General features: G+C 62.7%; 11 protein-coding genes. 5 read left to right on the top strand and 6 right to left on the bottom strand.

Annotated elements, in window-relative coordinates; translation table 11 throughout:
* Nucleotides 1-2 precede the first annotated feature (2 nt).
* From HKD28_RS13125 to HKD28_RS13115, 3 genes are all read left to right on the top strand, one after another.
* Nucleotides 3-893 carry an EamA family transporter gene (locus tag HKD28_RS13125; RefSeq protein WP_194262787.1) on the top strand — a complete coding sequence of 297 codons (891 nt, stop codon included), beginning with the start codon at nt 3-5 and terminating at the stop codon, nt 891-893.
* An 81-nt stretch (nt 894-974) separates the two neighbouring features.
* Entirely contained in the window at nt 975-1,415 is a 441-nt protein-coding gene (locus tag HKD28_RS13120; protein ID WP_407925773.1) for a DUF2946 family protein, read from the top strand.
* A 116-nt stretch (nt 1,416-1,531) separates the two neighbouring features.
* Nucleotides 1,532-3,670 carry a TonB-dependent receptor gene (locus tag HKD28_RS13115; RefSeq protein WP_194268700.1) on the top strand — a complete coding sequence of 713 codons (2,139 nt, stop codon included), beginning with the start codon at nt 1,532-1,534 and terminating at the stop codon, nt 3,668-3,670.
* A 31-nt stretch (nt 3,671-3,701) separates the two neighbouring features.
* On the opposite strand, the gene dld is transcribed toward HKD28_RS13115, so the two are convergent.
* From dld to ileS, 5 genes are all read right to left on the bottom strand, one after another.
* Nucleotides 3,702-5,444: a D-lactate dehydrogenase gene (dld, locus tag HKD28_RS13110; RefSeq protein WP_194268699.1), complete on the bottom strand. Its 1,743-nt coding sequence runs from the start codon at nt 5,442-5,444 to the stop codon at nt 3,702-3,704.
* A gap of 81 nt (nt 5,445-5,525) precedes the next feature.
* The gene (gene mutL / locus HKD28_RS13105; protein WP_194268735.1) at nt 5,526-7,349 is read right to left on the bottom strand and encodes a DNA mismatch repair endonuclease MutL; all 1,824 of its coding nucleotides are present in this window, start codon (nt 7,347-7,349) and stop codon (nt 5,526-5,528) included.
* A gap of 105 nt (nt 7,350-7,454) precedes the next feature.
* Nucleotides 7,455-8,027 carry a DUF3035 domain-containing protein gene (locus tag HKD28_RS13100; RefSeq protein WP_062030712.1) on the bottom strand — a complete coding sequence of 191 codons (573 nt, stop codon included), beginning with the start codon at nt 8,025-8,027 and terminating at the stop codon, nt 7,455-7,457.
* A 77-nt stretch (nt 8,028-8,104) separates the two neighbouring features.
* Nucleotides 8,105-8,629: a signal peptidase II gene (gene lspA / locus HKD28_RS13095; RefSeq protein ID WP_194262782.1), complete on the bottom strand. Its 525-nt coding sequence runs from the start codon at nt 8,627-8,629 to the stop codon at nt 8,105-8,107.
* Nucleotides 8,629-11,487, bottom strand: coding sequence for an isoleucine--tRNA ligase (gene ileS, locus HKD28_RS13090; RefSeq protein ID WP_194268698.1), 2,859 nt, complete (start codon nt 11,485-11,487; stop codon nt 8,629-8,631). The genes lspA and ileS overlap by 1 nt, the downstream gene beginning before the upstream one ends.
* 179 nt (nt 11,488-11,666) lie before the next feature.
* On the opposite strand from ileS, the gene HKD28_RS13085 reads away from it, so the two are divergent.
* Both HKD28_RS13085 and HKD28_RS13080 read left to right on the top strand, forming a co-directional pair.
* Nucleotides 11,667-12,638, top strand: coding sequence for a TraB/GumN family protein (locus HKD28_RS13085; RefSeq protein WP_328750556.1), 972 nt, complete (start codon nt 11,667-11,669; stop codon nt 12,636-12,638).
* Nucleotides 12,638-13,417, top strand: coding sequence for a tetratricopeptide repeat protein (locus tag HKD28_RS13080; RefSeq protein ID WP_194268696.1), 780 nt, complete (start codon nt 12,638-12,640; stop codon nt 13,415-13,417). Before HKD28_RS13085 ends, HKD28_RS13080 begins: the two co-directional genes overlap by 1 nt.
* Here HKD28_RS13080 and HKD28_RS13075 read toward each other — a convergent pair.
* Nucleotides 13,411-15,807, bottom strand: coding sequence for a TonB-dependent receptor (locus tag HKD28_RS13075; protein ID WP_194268695.1), 2,397 nt, complete (start codon nt 15,805-15,807; stop codon nt 13,411-13,413). The genes HKD28_RS13080 and HKD28_RS13075 overlap by 7 nt on opposite strands.
* Between the last annotated feature and the right edge of the window lie 80 nt (nt 15,808-15,887).

Below are 15,887 nucleotides of genomic sequence, written 5' to 3'. Positions count from 1 at the left end.
GCGTGTCGTCACAGGTCAGCTCCACGGAAACGAATAGCCAGCTCAAGGCGGTCGGATGTCTGATCGGGGGAATTTCCTCCTTCCAGATCGGCGCGACGCTGGCGAAAGGACTGTTCCCACTGTTTGGCCCGACCGGCATGGTGGGGCTGCGCGTCTGTCTGGCTGCGGTCATTCTGTTGTGCATCTGGCGGCCGACGCCGGGCACGCTGACGGTCGAGCGGCTGAAGCTGCTGCTGCCCTATGGCGCGTCTGTCGCGATCATGAATTTCTGCTTTTACGTGGCGCTGGTCCGGCTGCCACTGGGCGTGGTCGTCGCTCTTGAGTTCACCGGTCCCCTGACGCTGGCGCTGGTCGGCTCCCGCCGCTGGCTGGATCTGTGCTGGGCGGGACTGGTGGTTGCGGGGCTGTTCCTGTTGCTGCGGCCCGAAGGACCGACAGTGGGTCTGGCGTCACTCAATCTGTTCGGCGTGGCGGCGGCCCTTCTGAGCGGGTGTGGATGGGTGGTCTATATCCTGACCGGCACGCGGATGGGGAAAATGTTCCCGGCGCCCGTTGCCACGACACTGGGCATGAGCACGGCGGCCATCCTGCTGCTGCCTTGTCTGATCCCGACGATTCCGACGGTCCTGACCCATCCTTGGCAGGGCGGGGCCGCGTTGAGCGTGGCGGTCCTGTCTTCGGCGGTGCCGTATATTCTGGACATGATGGCGATGCGGACCCTGAGCCCGCGCGATCTGGGTATCCTTCTGAGCATGGAGCCGATGCTGGGCGCTCTGTCAGGGTTTGTGTTCCTGCATGAGGCCCTGTCCGCAATGCGCTGGATGGGGGTGTTGTGTATTGCCGCCGCCTCGGCAGGGAATGTGCTGACCGGACGGCAGAAGTCCCTGCACTGACGCAACGCGGGCCCTATAATCGGCTGAAAACAGACAGAAATATAGGGTCGGGACGTATTTCGCTCTCTTGACCGACAGGGGATGTCGGCGCCAGATGCGGGCGTCATGTCCTGCCTCTTTTCCCCTTCGAACCGACGGTCCGGTTTGCCTGCGCTCGCAGTCATCGCCGTGGTTCTTCTGGGGTTTCTGGGGCAACTCGTTCTTCAGGGATGTTCCTATCCCGAAGAAAGTCCCCGGGCGACGATCGAGCGCCTGACGGGCATCGACATTGCACCGTCCCCCATGGTGATGCCCGGTCCGATGCCGGGAATGACGGCTGGACATCATCATCATTCGCATGACGGCACCTGCCCGCTCTGCCCCCTGTTACAGCTTCTGGCGGTCATTCTGGCCAGTCTGCCTGTGCTGCCGGCCTGTGGGACCCTGGGACGCCAGATCCGCCAGACGCCCGGTACGCCGCGTGCGCCGCCCGCAATCTGGCGACTGCTTCCCCCTTCCCGAGGACCACCTCGCCTCGTCTGACCCCCATTGTGGTCATGGCGGAGGACGAAACTGCCTTGCGGTCTGTCTTTTTCGGGACAGCCTGCGGAGGCGTGATCCGCCGTGACTGGATTTCAGATCAGTCGAGGATGTGGATCATGCTTCCCCATTACAGGACCCGCACGGACGCAGGTTATGCGCGCCCGTGCCTGACGGCGCTTTTCTTTACCCTGACCGCCTTTTCAGGAGCATCCGCACAGGATGTTCTCTCCCAGCCAGACTCCGTTGAGTCTGCCAAGGCCGAACAGTTGAACGTCATCGGCATACGCCAACCCCAGACGACCAGCGCGGATACAGCGCATCTTCTGGACCATGCGCTCGGTTACAGCACCTATTCCGCAGGCGGCGTCTCCGCCCTGCCCGTTCTGAACGGCATGGCCGACGATCGGGTGGCGACGCTCGTGGACGGCATGCGGATTGATGCCGCCTGTCCGAACCACATGAATCCCGCCATGTCCTATGTCGATCCCGACAGCGTTTCGCGTGCGGTGGCCATTGCGGGGATCACGCCCGTAAGTCTGGGCGGAGACAGCATCGGCGGGACCGTCGAGATCGAGCGCAAAGACCCGCTGTTCGCCAAAACGGGCAATATCCTCGTGACGGGGCATGTGCGGGGGGATTATCGCAGCAATGGGGGCGGTTCGGGGGCTTCGGGGTCTTTGACGGTCGCCAATGACATGTTTAGCCTGCGCTATACCGCGTCCTATTCCCATGCCAGCGACTATCAGGCCGGTGGGAACGGGCAGCACGTGCGGTCCACCGAGTATCTGAGCTTCAACCATGCCGTGACGCTGGGCGTGAAGAAGGCCAATCATCTTCTGGCCCTGACTTTCGGTCAGCAGGACATCCCCTATGAGGGCTTTCCCAACCAGTACATGGACATGACCAATAACCGCTCCACCTTCGTGAACGGCAAGTACAAGGGCGACTTCAACTGGGGCACACTCGATGTGCGCGGCTCCTGGCAGCGGGTGACGCATGTCATGGACATGCTTTCGGACAAGGGCGGCCACAGCGCGACCACGGGCATGCCGATGAACACGGATGCGCGCACGGCGACCTATGCGATCAAGGCGACCATTCCGCTCGGACTGAAGCACACACTCAAACTGGGCAGTTCCTTCGACCATAACGGACTGAACGACTGGTGGCCGCCGCTTCAGGGCAGCATGATGATGGGGCCAGGCACCTATCACAACATCAATAACGGCCATCGGGACCGGCTGGGGCATTTCGCGGAATGGGACGCGCAGTGGCTGCCCCGCTTTTCCACGCAGCTTGGATTTCGCAACGATCTGGTGATGATGAATACGGGCAAGGTCGCGCCGTATTCCTGGACCGGGATGATGTCCATGGCCGATGCGATGGCGGCGGAGCGGTTCAATCAGGCGTCACGCGGGCGCACGGACGTCAATTTCGACGTGACCGCGACGGGCCGCTGGAAGCCGCTGGACAGCCTGTCCATCGAAGGGGGCTATGCCCGCAAGACGCGCTCGCCAAACCTCTATGAACGTTATGCCTGGGGCATGGGGAGCATGGCGACGCGGATGATCGGCTGGTTTGGCGATGGCAACGGTTATGTGGGGAACCTGAACCTGTCTCCCGAGGTCGCCAATACGGCCAGCGTGACGGTGGACTGGCATGATCCGAACCCGACCCAGCGCTGGGACCTGAAGATCCAGCCGTTTTATACCTACACGCACAACTACATTAACGTCCGGCGTCTGAGCAGCTTCTCGAACGGGTTGTCGATGCTGGGTTTCGTCAATCACAACGCCCAGAGCTACGGCCTCAACGCCTCAGGCTCCGTGCGCCTGTGGGACAGGACAGCTTATGGACGGGGCGAGCTGGTCGGGAACATCAACTGGGTGCGCGGTGTGGATCTGGTCACGCATTCGGGGCTGTATCACCAGATGCCGGCGAACGGCCTGATCGGGCTACACGAGACCTATGAGAACTGGACAGGTCGCGTCGAGGTGACGCTCGTGAAATCCAAGGACACCGTGGACTGGCTGCGCAACGAACCCCGCACGCCCGGCTATGCGCTGCTGGGGCTTGGGGGGAGCTATCGCTGGCGGTATTTCACGCTCAATGCCGAACTCGCGAATGTGCTGAATCAGCGATATTATCTGCCGCTAGGCGGCCTCTCACTGGGGGATTACGACGCTACGGGTGTTCTGGGGCCGTTGCCGGGAATGGGGCGGTCTTTCAACATGAACCTGACCGCCGCATTCTAACAGGGGTCGGGCCGCAACAGAACCGAGAGCGTCAGACGCTCTCGGCAACCCAGTTCCGGGTCTTGGTCGCAAGACCAATGCCCGGATTGAAGCAGTTGCACGGATCGAGGCTGCGGTAATGGGCGACCATCTCGTCCGGTGCCTTGTAGAGATGCCCGACATTGTGTTCCGCCGGATAGCGCGCGCCACGGGCGTCCAGTCCGGGGAGCATGTCGTGCTCCACCTGCATGGCGTTGTAGCCCTTTTTGATCACGTAATCCTGGTGCATCACGTGGCAGAAGAAATGGCCGTAATAGAGTTTGACGATGATCTTGTCCTCGATCTCCTTCGGCAGGACCTCAAACCACTCACGATCATTGCGGCGCAGCGCGACATCAAGCGCCACGATGTCTTCGGCGGTTTTCGTATGGATTGCGCGGTACCGCACGGCAGCACCGGCCGCGGCAAAGCGATGCAGGAAGGCAAGCTTGCCTTCTTCGGGCGTACATTCGAAGAAAGCCCCGCCCGTGCCTGAGGCCCACTGTTCCAGATAGGCCCGAACCGGTGCGGTCATGGGAGCCGAGACCTTGAGCATAAGGTGGTGCTCGAAACGATCGCGGTACTCGCACATGCGCTTGGGAAGCTGCTTCGGCAGGAAGCGGCTGAGGACCTGCATCGCCAGATCGCTGAAATGATCGGACAGGAACGGTAGTTTCTGCGCGAAAACGTCGAAGCGGGACTTCATGGAGAAGAATTTCGGCAGGTATTTCGTGCCGAAATAACGGATGACCGCAAACGTGTCCTTGCCGTATTTCTCGGCAATATCGAACGCATCGCGATGCAGATACTCACCGGCGATCGGCAGTTCATCAAAATGGGTCAGGGCGTGACGGCGGAGGTCTTCAAGATCGGACGTGCTGTTCGTCCCGATATAGAACACAGCCGGATTTTTGTTCGCCTCGAACGTATCCAGACGCACCGCAAACACGACCAGCTTGCCCGCACATCCCGCGGCTTCGTACCAGCGGTTGGGATCGGCATTGAAGCGGGCGGGCGTGTCGGCGTCTACGTCCCGGACATGGGTGGCGTAATTTTCGTCGTGACCGCGTCCGGCGTTCCAGTCGATGGCGGCTTCGGGAAGCTGTCCGGCCTGCACGGCAGCGAGGATTTCCTCGGGATTACCCTCCAGACGGATGCCCAGATGGTTGACGAGATGCAGTTTGCCGTCCGCGCCCATCTGGCCGAACAGCGCCATTTCGGTGAAGGCGGGGCCGCGCTGAACCAGCGCGCCGCCGGAATTGTTGCTGACACCGCCCAGAACCGACGCGCCGATACAGGACGAGCCGATCACGGAATGCGGTTCGCGGTCGATGGCAGCGAGTTTGTCTTCCAGATCATGCAGGGTGGAGCCGGGCAGGCAGACTACCTGCCGCCCTTCGCCGATCAGGTGGATGCCGTCCAGACGGTTTGTGCTGATGATGACCACGCCACGGTCATAGTCGTTGCCGTCAGGAGTGGAGCCGCCCGTCAGGCCCGTATTGGCGGCCTGCATGATGATGATCCGACCGGACTCGGCGCAGAGCTTTGCGGCACGCCACAATTCGACAAGGCTGCCCGGCTGAAGCACCGCCACCACGTCTCCCATGCCGAAACGGAACCCCTTGCGGAAGCGATAGGTCGCCGAAGGGGTCGTCAGGACATGTCGCGCTCCGAGAATGGCGCGGAGGGAGTGGATGAGCGAGGCATCGCTGACTTCTGAGCTGGCCTCGGAACTGCCTTGTAGTGACGCTGACATTCTCTTGTCTTTCCTGCCGGCAACGTGATCGCCGCTGGTCCTAACATGGGGCTGCAAGAAACCACTCTTCAACCCTGCGTGTTATTTTACGCGCCCAAAGAGACGTTCAAGTTCCCGTCGTGTCAATCGAAGCCATGTCGGCCGTCCATGCGAACAGGTATTGGCCCGCGGTGTGCGTTCCATCTCCCGCAGCAGGGCATCCATTTCTTCAGGCTTGAGCCGACGACCTGCACGAATACTGCCATGACAGGCCATCCGAGCGAGAATGGCGTCCAGATGATGGGCAAAACTTCCCGTACTGGCGGCATCCAGATCCGGATCGCCAGCCAGTTCGTCGGCAACGTCTTTCAGGAGACCCTGAATGTCCTTCGCGCCCAAAAGGGCTGGAACCGAGCGCAGCAGAACACTGCCGGGGCCGAAGGATTCGAGGTCGATCCCGAGTTTGGCGAGATCCTCCGCCCGCGCCATGAGGGCCTCGGCCTCACGGCGAGGCAGGTCCACCACTTCGGGCAGGAGCAGGGCCTGCGCGCGCAGGGTGCCGCCGCTCGCATATTGTTCGCGCAGGCGCTCATGGGTCAGGCGTTCATGGGCCGCATGCTGGTCCACGAGGATCAGGTCGCCATCGGGTGCGAGCGCGAGAATGTAGGTGTCGAAAACCTGCGCGATGGACGCGCCGAGTGGAAATGCCGGATCGAGCGCCTCGGGCTGCTGAGGGGCGCGGGCGGCGGGAGCGAAAGCCGGGTCCGTTTCTGCGAAGCCCTGACGAGGGACGGTTTGCGGGGTTTGGGGCGCTGAGGCCGTGGGCAGAGTGGTCTGTAACGGGAGCGACGTCATCGTCTCCCCGGGTTCCGGCGGGCGGGGCGGATAGACGATGGAAGACCGCGGGGCGAAACTCGCATGGATGCCGCCTCCGCCCTTCGAGCCATGCCCCAGCGCCCGGCCCAGACCGCCGATGACGAGAGAGCGGATTTCGGCTTCATCGGCGAAACGCAGTTCCGTCTTGGCGGGATGGACGTTCACGTCCAACCGTTCCAGCGGCACTTTCAGATGCAGCGCCATGACCGGGAAGCGGCCGCGCTCGATGACGGGACGATAGGCTACGCGAATGGCGGTCCGGAGCATCGGGTCCGTCACCGGGCGGTTGTTGACCAGAATGAACTGACCCGATCCGGTGGCGCGGGTTCGGGCCGGACCACAGGCGAACCCCGACAGACGCACGGCCCCGCGCTGTTCGTCCAGCGGGATCAGCGTATCGGGCGTGGTCTCAAGGATGGACGCCGCACGACTGATCGGACTCTGTTCGGGGAGGTCGAACAGAACCTTGTCGTCCAGCAGCACACGCATGGCGCAATGGGGCGCGGACAAAGCCAGCCGCCGCATGACGGATTCGGCATGGCCGCTCTCGACGCGCGCGCTCTTGAGAAACTTGCGCCGCGCCGGAGTGGCGAAGAACAGGTCCGTTACGACAATGCGCGTGCCGACCGGGCCGGAGGCGGGCTGCGGCGGGGTGATGACACCGCCGTCCACGCGGATGCACCAGGCGGTGTCAGACTCTGGCGTACGGGACGTGATGGAGAGCCGCGCGCTGGCGCCGATGGAGGGCAGCGCCTCGCCCCGGAACCCGAGCGTGCGGATCTGGACGAGATGATCGTCCAGAAGTTTGGACGTGCAGTGCCGCTCGACAGCCAGTTCCAGTTCGACCGGGCTCATGCCACAGCCATTATCCGTAACGTCGATCCGGTCCGTCCCGCCTGCACGCAGCGCGACCACAATGCGGGTTGCACCGGCATCAATGGCGTTTTCGACCAGTTCCTTGAGCGCGGCGGCGGGACGTTCGATGACCTCGCCCGCCGCGATCAGGTCGATGACATGACCGGACAGGCGACGGATTGTGGGGCGGGACATGGACGGGGCCTCGGTCACGATGCCTCCTCATCGTCCGGACTGGAGCCGGACGGCAGACAGGGCCGTTCCTTGCGCCCCATCAGGGAGCGGAAGGAACAAGCATACTCAGAGAACGCCGAGGAAGGCTTTCTTCTTGCGGACCGTCGGGGTGGCGCCCGTTGCGGGGTTGCGGCCCAGAGCCGAGTTCTCGCGGATGCGACGGTTTTCGCCGTCACCATCGACGACGGACCCGGCATTGCCGCCTTTCCAAAACATCAGGTTGTCCACAAAACCGGCATCGGCCGCACCGAGTTCGGCGTTGTTCGGCGCATTGGCGGACTTATCCACCTGTCCGACCAGCGCGGTCTGCCCGGTGCTGCCCTTGCCGGAATCCGGATGCAGGGCCGTGTCCGGCGAAAGCGTTTCGAGCGCCTGCATCCGCGGGCTTTCGTCCGGGCGATGGGCATCCGCCGCGCCGGGGAGCTGCATCTGCTCGGAAGGCGGCATGGAGAGCGGGGCGCGGGTTGTGACGGTGTACTCGTCGGGCATGGCCCGTTCGAGACCGATCGCGCGGGAGACATCGGCGCCCGAGCAGCCCGAAAGCAGCAGGCCGACGGAAGCCATGGCACCCATCTGGACACTGAGACGGGCAACGAAAAGACGGTTACGACGCATGGAGGGCCCCTGGGACGCGATCATGATTGGAACACTCCTACAGTCCGCGCGGCGCGGGAGCAAGGCCGGAGCGGAGCGTGGAAACAAGTTCCGCCAGCGTATCACTTCGCGTTCGACGCTCTGGCGGCCTGACGTTCGGCAAGAAGGGAGTCGATCAGCCAGACAATGACGCCACAGACGATCCCGGAATCCGCGACGTTGAAGACATACCATGACCAGCCGAACGCATGGGCGTGCAGGAAATCCACGACCGCGCCATAGCGCAGGCGGTCGATGACATTGCCGATGGCGCCTCCGGCGATCGCCCCACAGGACGCCGCAACCAGCGTGCGCTTCGTCCGCGTCAGGGTCCAGACCAGAAGCCCCACCGCAATCAGCGAGACCGCGCAGAAAATCCACGGCCCCCGGCTGCCGAGGCCGCCGAACATGCCGAAGGTCACGGCATGGTTCCAGACCATCGTGAAGTTCAGGAACGGCAGGATCTCGACCGAACCACGATCCGGCAGGTGATAGGTGTACAGAATCCAGTCCTTGCTGGCCTGATCCAGAACGAGAACCAGAACCAACAGGGCGAAGCCCAGAACCATACGCCCTGTACGGCTCATGCCGTCATGCCACAGGGACATCAGGCGCTCACCGCATCGATGCAGCGGCGGCACAGGGCAGGATGTTCGGCGTCTTCCCCAACTTCCGGCAGGACCTTCCAGCAGCGGGCGCATTTATGGCCCGGTGCACGCTCGACCTGCGGGCCACCATGGGCCGTGTCGCCCGGCAGCAGTTCGGTTTCGGCATGGGACGTGATGAGAAGTTCGGCCCAGTCGAGACCCCCCAGAATTCCGGCTTCTTCCTGCGACAGCGGCAGCGTGACGCTGGCTTCGAGCGAGGAGCCGATCGTGCCGTCACGGCGGGCCGTTTCCAACTCGGTCGTGACAAGGCGGCGATAGGCGCGGATGTCTTCCCAGCGATTGCCGAGTTCGGGATCGTTCCATTCAACGTCCGGCTCGAAGAACTGTGCGAGATGCACGCTGTCGTCCTCGCCGAAACGGGCCTGCCAGGCTTCTTCCGCCGTGAAGACAAGGACCGGTGCCAGCCAGGTGCAGAGCGCACGGTGCAGGACGTCCAGAACCGTGCGGGCCGCGCGGCGCGTCGGATCGGATTTGGCGTCACAGTAGATCGCGTCCTTACGGATGTCGAAATAGAACGCCGAGAGATCGGTGGTGCAGAAGCCGTGCAGAGCCGGATAGACGCCAACCCACTGATGCGTCTCAACCGCGCTGGAAATCAGGCCGCGCAGTTCGGACAGGCGGTGCAGGATATACTGCTCCAGCGGCGGCAGATCGGCATAGGGCACGGCCTCTTCGGGCGTAAAGCCATCGAGCGCGCCGAGGAGCCAGCGCAGCGTGTTGCGCAGGCGGCGGTAGAGCTCGCCCTGCTGCTTGAGGATTTCCTGCCCGATGCGAAGGTCTTCGTTCGTGTCGGAGTTCAGGACCCACAGACGCAGGATGTCCGCGCCGAGGCTGTCGGTCACGTCAGACGGGGCCACGACATTGCCCAGAGACTTGGACATCTTGCGGCCCTGCTCGTCCATGACGAAGCCGTTGGTCACGAGGGCCTTGTAGGGCGCGACGCCCATCGTGCCGACGCTTTCCAGCAGGGAGGACTGGAACCAGCCGCGATGCTGGTCCGAGCCTTCAAGATAGACATCGGCTGGGAAGTTCAGCCCCTCCTGCCCCAGATCGAAGCGATGGGACGAGCCGCTCTCGAACCAGACGTCCACGATGTCGAAGACCTGTTCGTAATCGGCCGGATTACGGTCGGCGCCAAGGAACACGGCCGGGTCGGCTTCATACCAGACATCAGCCCCCTTCTCGCGGAAGGCGTCGACGATGCGCTGCATGACGGCGGCATCGCGCAGGACCTCGCCGGTGCGCTTCTCGACGAACACCGCGATCGGCACGCCCCAGGCGCGCTGGCGGGAGATGCACCAGTCCGGACGCTGTTCGATCATCGACGTGAGGCGACGACGGGCCGCTTCGGGGACGAAAGTAACGTTATCCAGCGCGCTCAGGGATTTTTCGCGCAGCTTCGTCTCACCATCCATCGCGATGAACCATTGCGGCGTGGCGCGGAAAATGATCGGGGCTCTGGAGCGCCAGGAATGCGGGTAGGAATGGCGGACCGAGCCGCGGGCCATGAGGCCGGTGGCGGGTGCGTCGTCATGTTCGGCGGACTGGCGGGCTTCCGTCAGCAGGTCGCAAACCGGATCGGCAGCCTTGAAAACATGGATGCCGGCCAGATGCGGAACCCACGGCGCGTAACGCCCGTCGTCTTCCACCAGTTCGGGGACTTCGATGCCGTACTGGCGGCAGAGTGCAAAGTCGTCCTGACCGTGCGACGGCGCCATGTGGACGAGGCCCGTACCGGCATCGGTCGTGACGAACTCGCCCGGTAGCATCGGCACGTCATATTCATACCCACGGCCACGCAGCGGATGGGCGCAGACCGCGCCTTCGAGGGCCGTGCCCGGAAGGGTGTAGAGCGTGTGATGGGCGATGATGCCCGCTTCCGTGCAGAAGGCTTCCACACGGTCTTCGGCCACCAGCAGCTTTGCGCCCTGCGGGACGATGCTGTTTTCGTTGGTCTCGTCAATGCGCAGGACGACATAGGTGATGTCCGGGCCATAAGCGAGCGCGCGGTTGGCCGGGATGGTCCAAGGGGTGGTCGTCCAGATGACCGCAGAGACGCCGCTCAGGGCATGGGCGGGTGTCGGGTCCTTGATGACCGGGAAGGCCACGAAAATCGTGGTGGAGTCGATGTCGTGATATTCAATCTCGGCTTCGGCCAGGGCGGTCTTCTCGACCGGGCTCCACATGACGGGGCGCAGGCCGCGATAAAGGCTGCCATTGAGCAGAAACTTGCCGATTTCGTCGACGATCTTGGCTTCGGAGCTGAAGTCCATCGTCACGTAGCGGTTGGCCCATTCGGCCTGTACGCCGATGCGCTTGAAGTCTTCGGCCTGTTTCTGGACCCATTCGGCAGCGTACTGGCGGCACTCGGCGCGGAACTGGAGCAGGGGGACCTGGTCCTTGTCCTTGCCCGCCTTGCGGTACTGTTCCTCGATCCGCCATTCGATCGGCAGGCCGTGACAGTCCCAGCCCGGAAGATAACGGACCTCGTAGCCCGACATGCGATGGGCGCGGTTGACCACGTCCTTCATCACCTTGTTCAGGGCGTGTCCGATGTGAATATGACCGTTGGCGTAGGGAGGGCCGTCATGCAGCGTGAAGACGGGACGTCCCTTCCCGGCTTCGCGGATCCGGTCGTCCAGTCCCGTCTCGGCCCAGCGGGCGAGCGTCTCGGGCTCGCGCTTGGGCAGACCGCCGCGCATCGGAAAGCCGGTACGGGGGAGGAACACAGTGTCGCGGTAGCGGTCCTGCTGTTCCTTGAATGCGGCGACGGAAGGATCGGGAGTCTTATCGGACATGGGGGACGGGCCAGTTTCGGTCATTCACACTAAGGGGGACCATATGGAGATCGGGAGCCAATCCGGTCAAGTCCGGGGTTGAGGGCGGCAGCAATGCGGGGCCGCCTCAAAGCGGGTTGCCGGGACAGCGGGACTGGCGGATGATGCAGGATATGACGCTTTTTTCAGAAGGCAGGTCCGTGAACGCATTTCGTTTCTTCCGGTCCGTTGCAGGAGCCGTTCTGGCTGTCTGGACAGGGTTCGGCATCGCCGCGCAGGCACAGGCCCCCCGTTGCCCGGCCGCCGCGAGCATGCCGGACAGGGCCCGGATGGGGCAGATGTTCAGGACAGCTCCGGACCGGGGCTTTTTGTGGAAAGTGACGAAGGACGGGCATTCATCCTGGCTGTACGGAACGCTGCATGTCGCGAAGCAGGACTGGCTGATGCCCGGTCCGCTGACGCGGGCTGCGATCTTGCAGAGCAGCGAGGTCGCGCTGGAGCTTGATCTGAACGCCCCCGAGACCGCGACCAGCCTGCGCCAACCCGAAGATGCGGCGCGCTGGGCGCATCTCGTGCAGTCCGGACGCAAGGCGAAGGTGGATGCCCTCATGGATCAGCAATGCGTGCCGAGTGCGGCGTTTGCGCATGTGGCTGTGGGCGTAGAAGCGGCGGGCGTCGAAGCGCTTTCGGCGCGCGGGGATGGATATTATCCGGATTATGCTGTGGATGCGGTGCTTCAAGGCATGGCGGGCAGTCTGAAAAAACCGCTGATCGGGCTGGAGACGGTGCAGATGCAGCGTGACCTGCTGATCGGACCGGATCAGGCGGATGAAGATGCGTTCATCGACGACATCGTCAAGGGCGTATCATCGGGCAAGACACAGGCCGAAAACCGGCGGCTTGCGGAAATGTGGGCGTCCAGTGACGTGAAGCGGCTGGATGCGTACCGGGATTGGTGTGACTGTCTGAACACCGCGCAGGAACGGCGCTTCATGTCGCGGCTTCTGGACGATCGGAATGTCGGCATGGCCACGAAAATTGCGAAAATCCATGAAAGCGGAACCTCGCTGTTCGTGGCGGTGGGCTCCCTTCATATGGCGGGGCCGAAAGGACTGCCCGCTCTTCTGCGGAAGGACGGGTTCACGGTCCAGCAGATCGTGCCGGCACTCTGATGAAGCGAATCGTTCGGAAATTTCTGGGGCGCAAATCCCGTCCCCGTCGTCCCGAGGCTCCTGTGCTGCCGCCGCAGATCGAGGAAATCCGGCAGGGAGCGCTGAAAGGTCAGCACCTTCAGATCGTGCAGTGGGGGCAGGTGCTGCTGAACAGCGTGCATGTTCCGCGCGATCCGACTGGTGCGCTGGAGTGGTTTACAATCGCAGCCAGTGCCGGGTTCGGGCCGGGGCACAACATGCGCGGTCGGTGTTTCCAGTTCGGCTGGGGCTGCGAGAAGGATCTGCAACAGGCGGCGCAATGTTACGCCGCCGCTGCTGCTGCGGGCGACGAATGGGGCCGGTATAATCTGGGCATCCTCACCATGCGCGGGATCGGCATGGAAGCGGATCTGCCGCGGGCTCTGGATCTGTTCCGCACGGCCGCCGGTCATGGTCATGCGAAATCCATGAACCTCTATGCGCGGTTTCTGGAAGAAGGCTGGGTCGTGCCGCAGGACCGGGCAGCGGCGCTGGACTGGTACCGCAAGTCAGCCGAGGGCGGCGATTACCGGGGGCAGCATAATTACGCGACGGCGCTCGTGGATGCCGGGAAGGTCGAAGAGGCGCTGGGCTGGTGGCGTCAGGCTGTTGTGGATGCGACGTCCGACATCCTGCTGGCGATGGACCAGAAGCTCACGGCGCTGGAGCCGCAAGGCGATGCGGACCTGCTGGAGCGGGTCCGCGAGCGCCTGAGGGAGATGGGAATTTCTCCTTCAGGCAAGACTGTTTCGGCTCAGTAATTCGCCGAAAGATTGAAGAGGAAAGAGCGGCCGACGGAAGGGGTGGCGCGGTCGCTGAACAGGTTGCTGTAGTTCAGGCGGTTGTCCAGGTTGTAGCCGTTCATGGCCACGCGCCAGTGCTTGCCGAAATTATGCGAGACGACGGCATCCCACTCCATGGTCGCAGGCACCCAGCCCGTATTGGCGGCATTCAGATACACGCCATCACGCCATGTCAGGCCACCACCGAACGTGACATTCCACGGGCGGTTGGGCGCGATCGTGTAGGTGGACCAGATCGTGGCCGAGTTTTTCGGGGCGTACTGGATACGCTTGCCGAGATCGGCCGCCGTCTGGGACCAGACGGTCGTAGCGTCGTAATAGGCGTAGGTGCCGATCATCGTCCAGTTCTTCAGAATCTCGCCCGAGACGCTGAGTTCGACACCCTGATTTCGTTGGCGATCGCTGGAGGACGACACATCCCCGGTCGAAGGATCGGTCATGAGGGCGTTGCCCTTCTCCAGACGGAACACGGAGGCCGTAAAGCCCATGCGGCCGTGGAAGGCGTTATACTTCGCGCCCAGTTCGTACAGGCTGCTGCGTTCGGGACTGAACCCCTGCGTCGAGGACTTCAAAGGTTCGGAGCTGTTCGTCACATACAGACCGAGCGGCGTGGTGGACTGCGCCCAGTTGAAATAGACCATGAGATCGCTGGTCGGTGTGTACATCAGGCTGACGGTCGGGTTGAACGTGTCCTGCTGCTGTCCGTACGATACCCCGGCGCCTGTGGTTCCACCGTTGGCAGAGTAATGGCTGTCCCAATGGTCCCAGCGGAAGCCACCACGGATCGAAAATTCCGGCAGAAGCCACATCTGTTCGGAGAAGAACGCACCGACATCCGTGGCATCGCCCGTCTTGTACATGGCATGACCAACACCGGAAATGTTCACGAGGTTCCCGCTATACTGACCAAGCGTTCCGAGCAGCAGGCCGGGCTGCGTGGCGGAAGGATTGGTCAGGCTTGTCGTATCGGTCCGCGTGCCGTTCTGGCCATTAAAATTATAGGCGTAGTTGGTGCGCCGGTCATAGATATGCGCGACGTCGACGCCTGCGATGATCTGATGGCGGATGCTGCCTGTAGAGAACTTTGCAACGCCCGAAAAGACGTTCTGCACGGACCAGTCGTCCTGCTGATAGGGCTCCGGGCCGCCCAGATGGCCGCGCCGGTTGATGGTCGCCGCCTCGGGATTATTGAAGTAATTGGCCACGCAGGTCGTATCGCAGCCAGGCTGTGAAGCGGAGAAATACCGGCTGTACATGCCGCCGCGCAGGTCGTCATACAGCGTAATATGCTTGTTCAGATCGAATTTCAGGCGGCCTGTCAGCATGTCCACGTTCGAGGCATCCTGATCGTAGGTCGTGCCGTACCAGTTGTTGCGGTTCAGGCCGTATTCCGTCAGGGGCTTTGCAATCCGCGTACCCGGCTTGGTCACGACCGGCACGCCATAGTCCGGCACGCGGTTGTCCGTCTGGTGGAAATATTCGAGCGTAAACGTCGTGCGCTTGCCCAGACCGAATGCGATCGACGGCGCGATGCCCCAGCGATGCGAATAGACGTTGTCGCGGCCAACCGTGTTGTTCTCGTTGCCCATGCCGGTGATGCGGACGGCCGTGGAGTCCCCGATCTGTTTATTGAAATCTAGTGTGCCGCGGTAATAATCAGCGGAGCCTCCTGAGAAGCTGCCGCCATAACTGTCGCCGAGATGGGCGACCTTGGTGGTGATGTTGATGGCTCCGCCCGTGGTGCCATTACCGAAGACCTCGGAAGACGGCCCCTTGATGACCGAGACATGATCGTAATCGAAGCTGTCGCGGGTATAGACGCCGAAATCGCGTAGGCCGTTCTCGTAAATGTCGTTCTGGGCCTGAAAGCCACGGATGAGGAACTGGTCGCCCGCCATGCCGCCCTCGCCCTCACCGACGGAGGCTGTGATGCCCGGCACGTTGCGCAGGGCTTCGTCGAGGGATTTGACGTTCTGCTGCTGCATCAGCAACTGAGGGACGATGTTGATCGTCTGCGGGGTGTGCAGGGCATCTTCCGGCATCCGGCTCAGACCCATGGTCTCGTGCAGGATGTTCATGGGCGAGCCCAGAACCTGAAGATGCTCGTCCTCACCGGGGGCGGCGCTGACGCTGTTATCCGCCGTTTTCGGAGTGGGTGTTGCACTCTTCGGGGCTGCGGATTTGGCGGCCTGCGGCGGGAGTACGGTATTTTTGGGAACGGGCTGACGGCGACCCTTGTGATGATGCCGGGCATCAGTCTGCTGGGCATGGGCTGCGGTACAGACAAGCGTCAGACCAGCGGCCAGAGAGAGCGGGCCCAGAGGAGGGCGAGGTATTCTGGACGACATCGGATCACGATCCTGCAAACGAAAACTGATGCTGTCCTTAAAGATTTATTGAGAACTATTCTCAATACAGATTTCGCAAA

The organism is Gluconobacter cadivus (genome assembly GCF_015244745.1).
Classification (GTDB): domain Bacteria; phylum Pseudomonadota; class Alphaproteobacteria; order Acetobacterales; family Acetobacteraceae; genus Gluconobacter; species Gluconobacter cadivus.
Note: the sequence above shows the minus strand (reverse complement) of the source record. Positions and strands in the feature narration are given on the sequence as shown.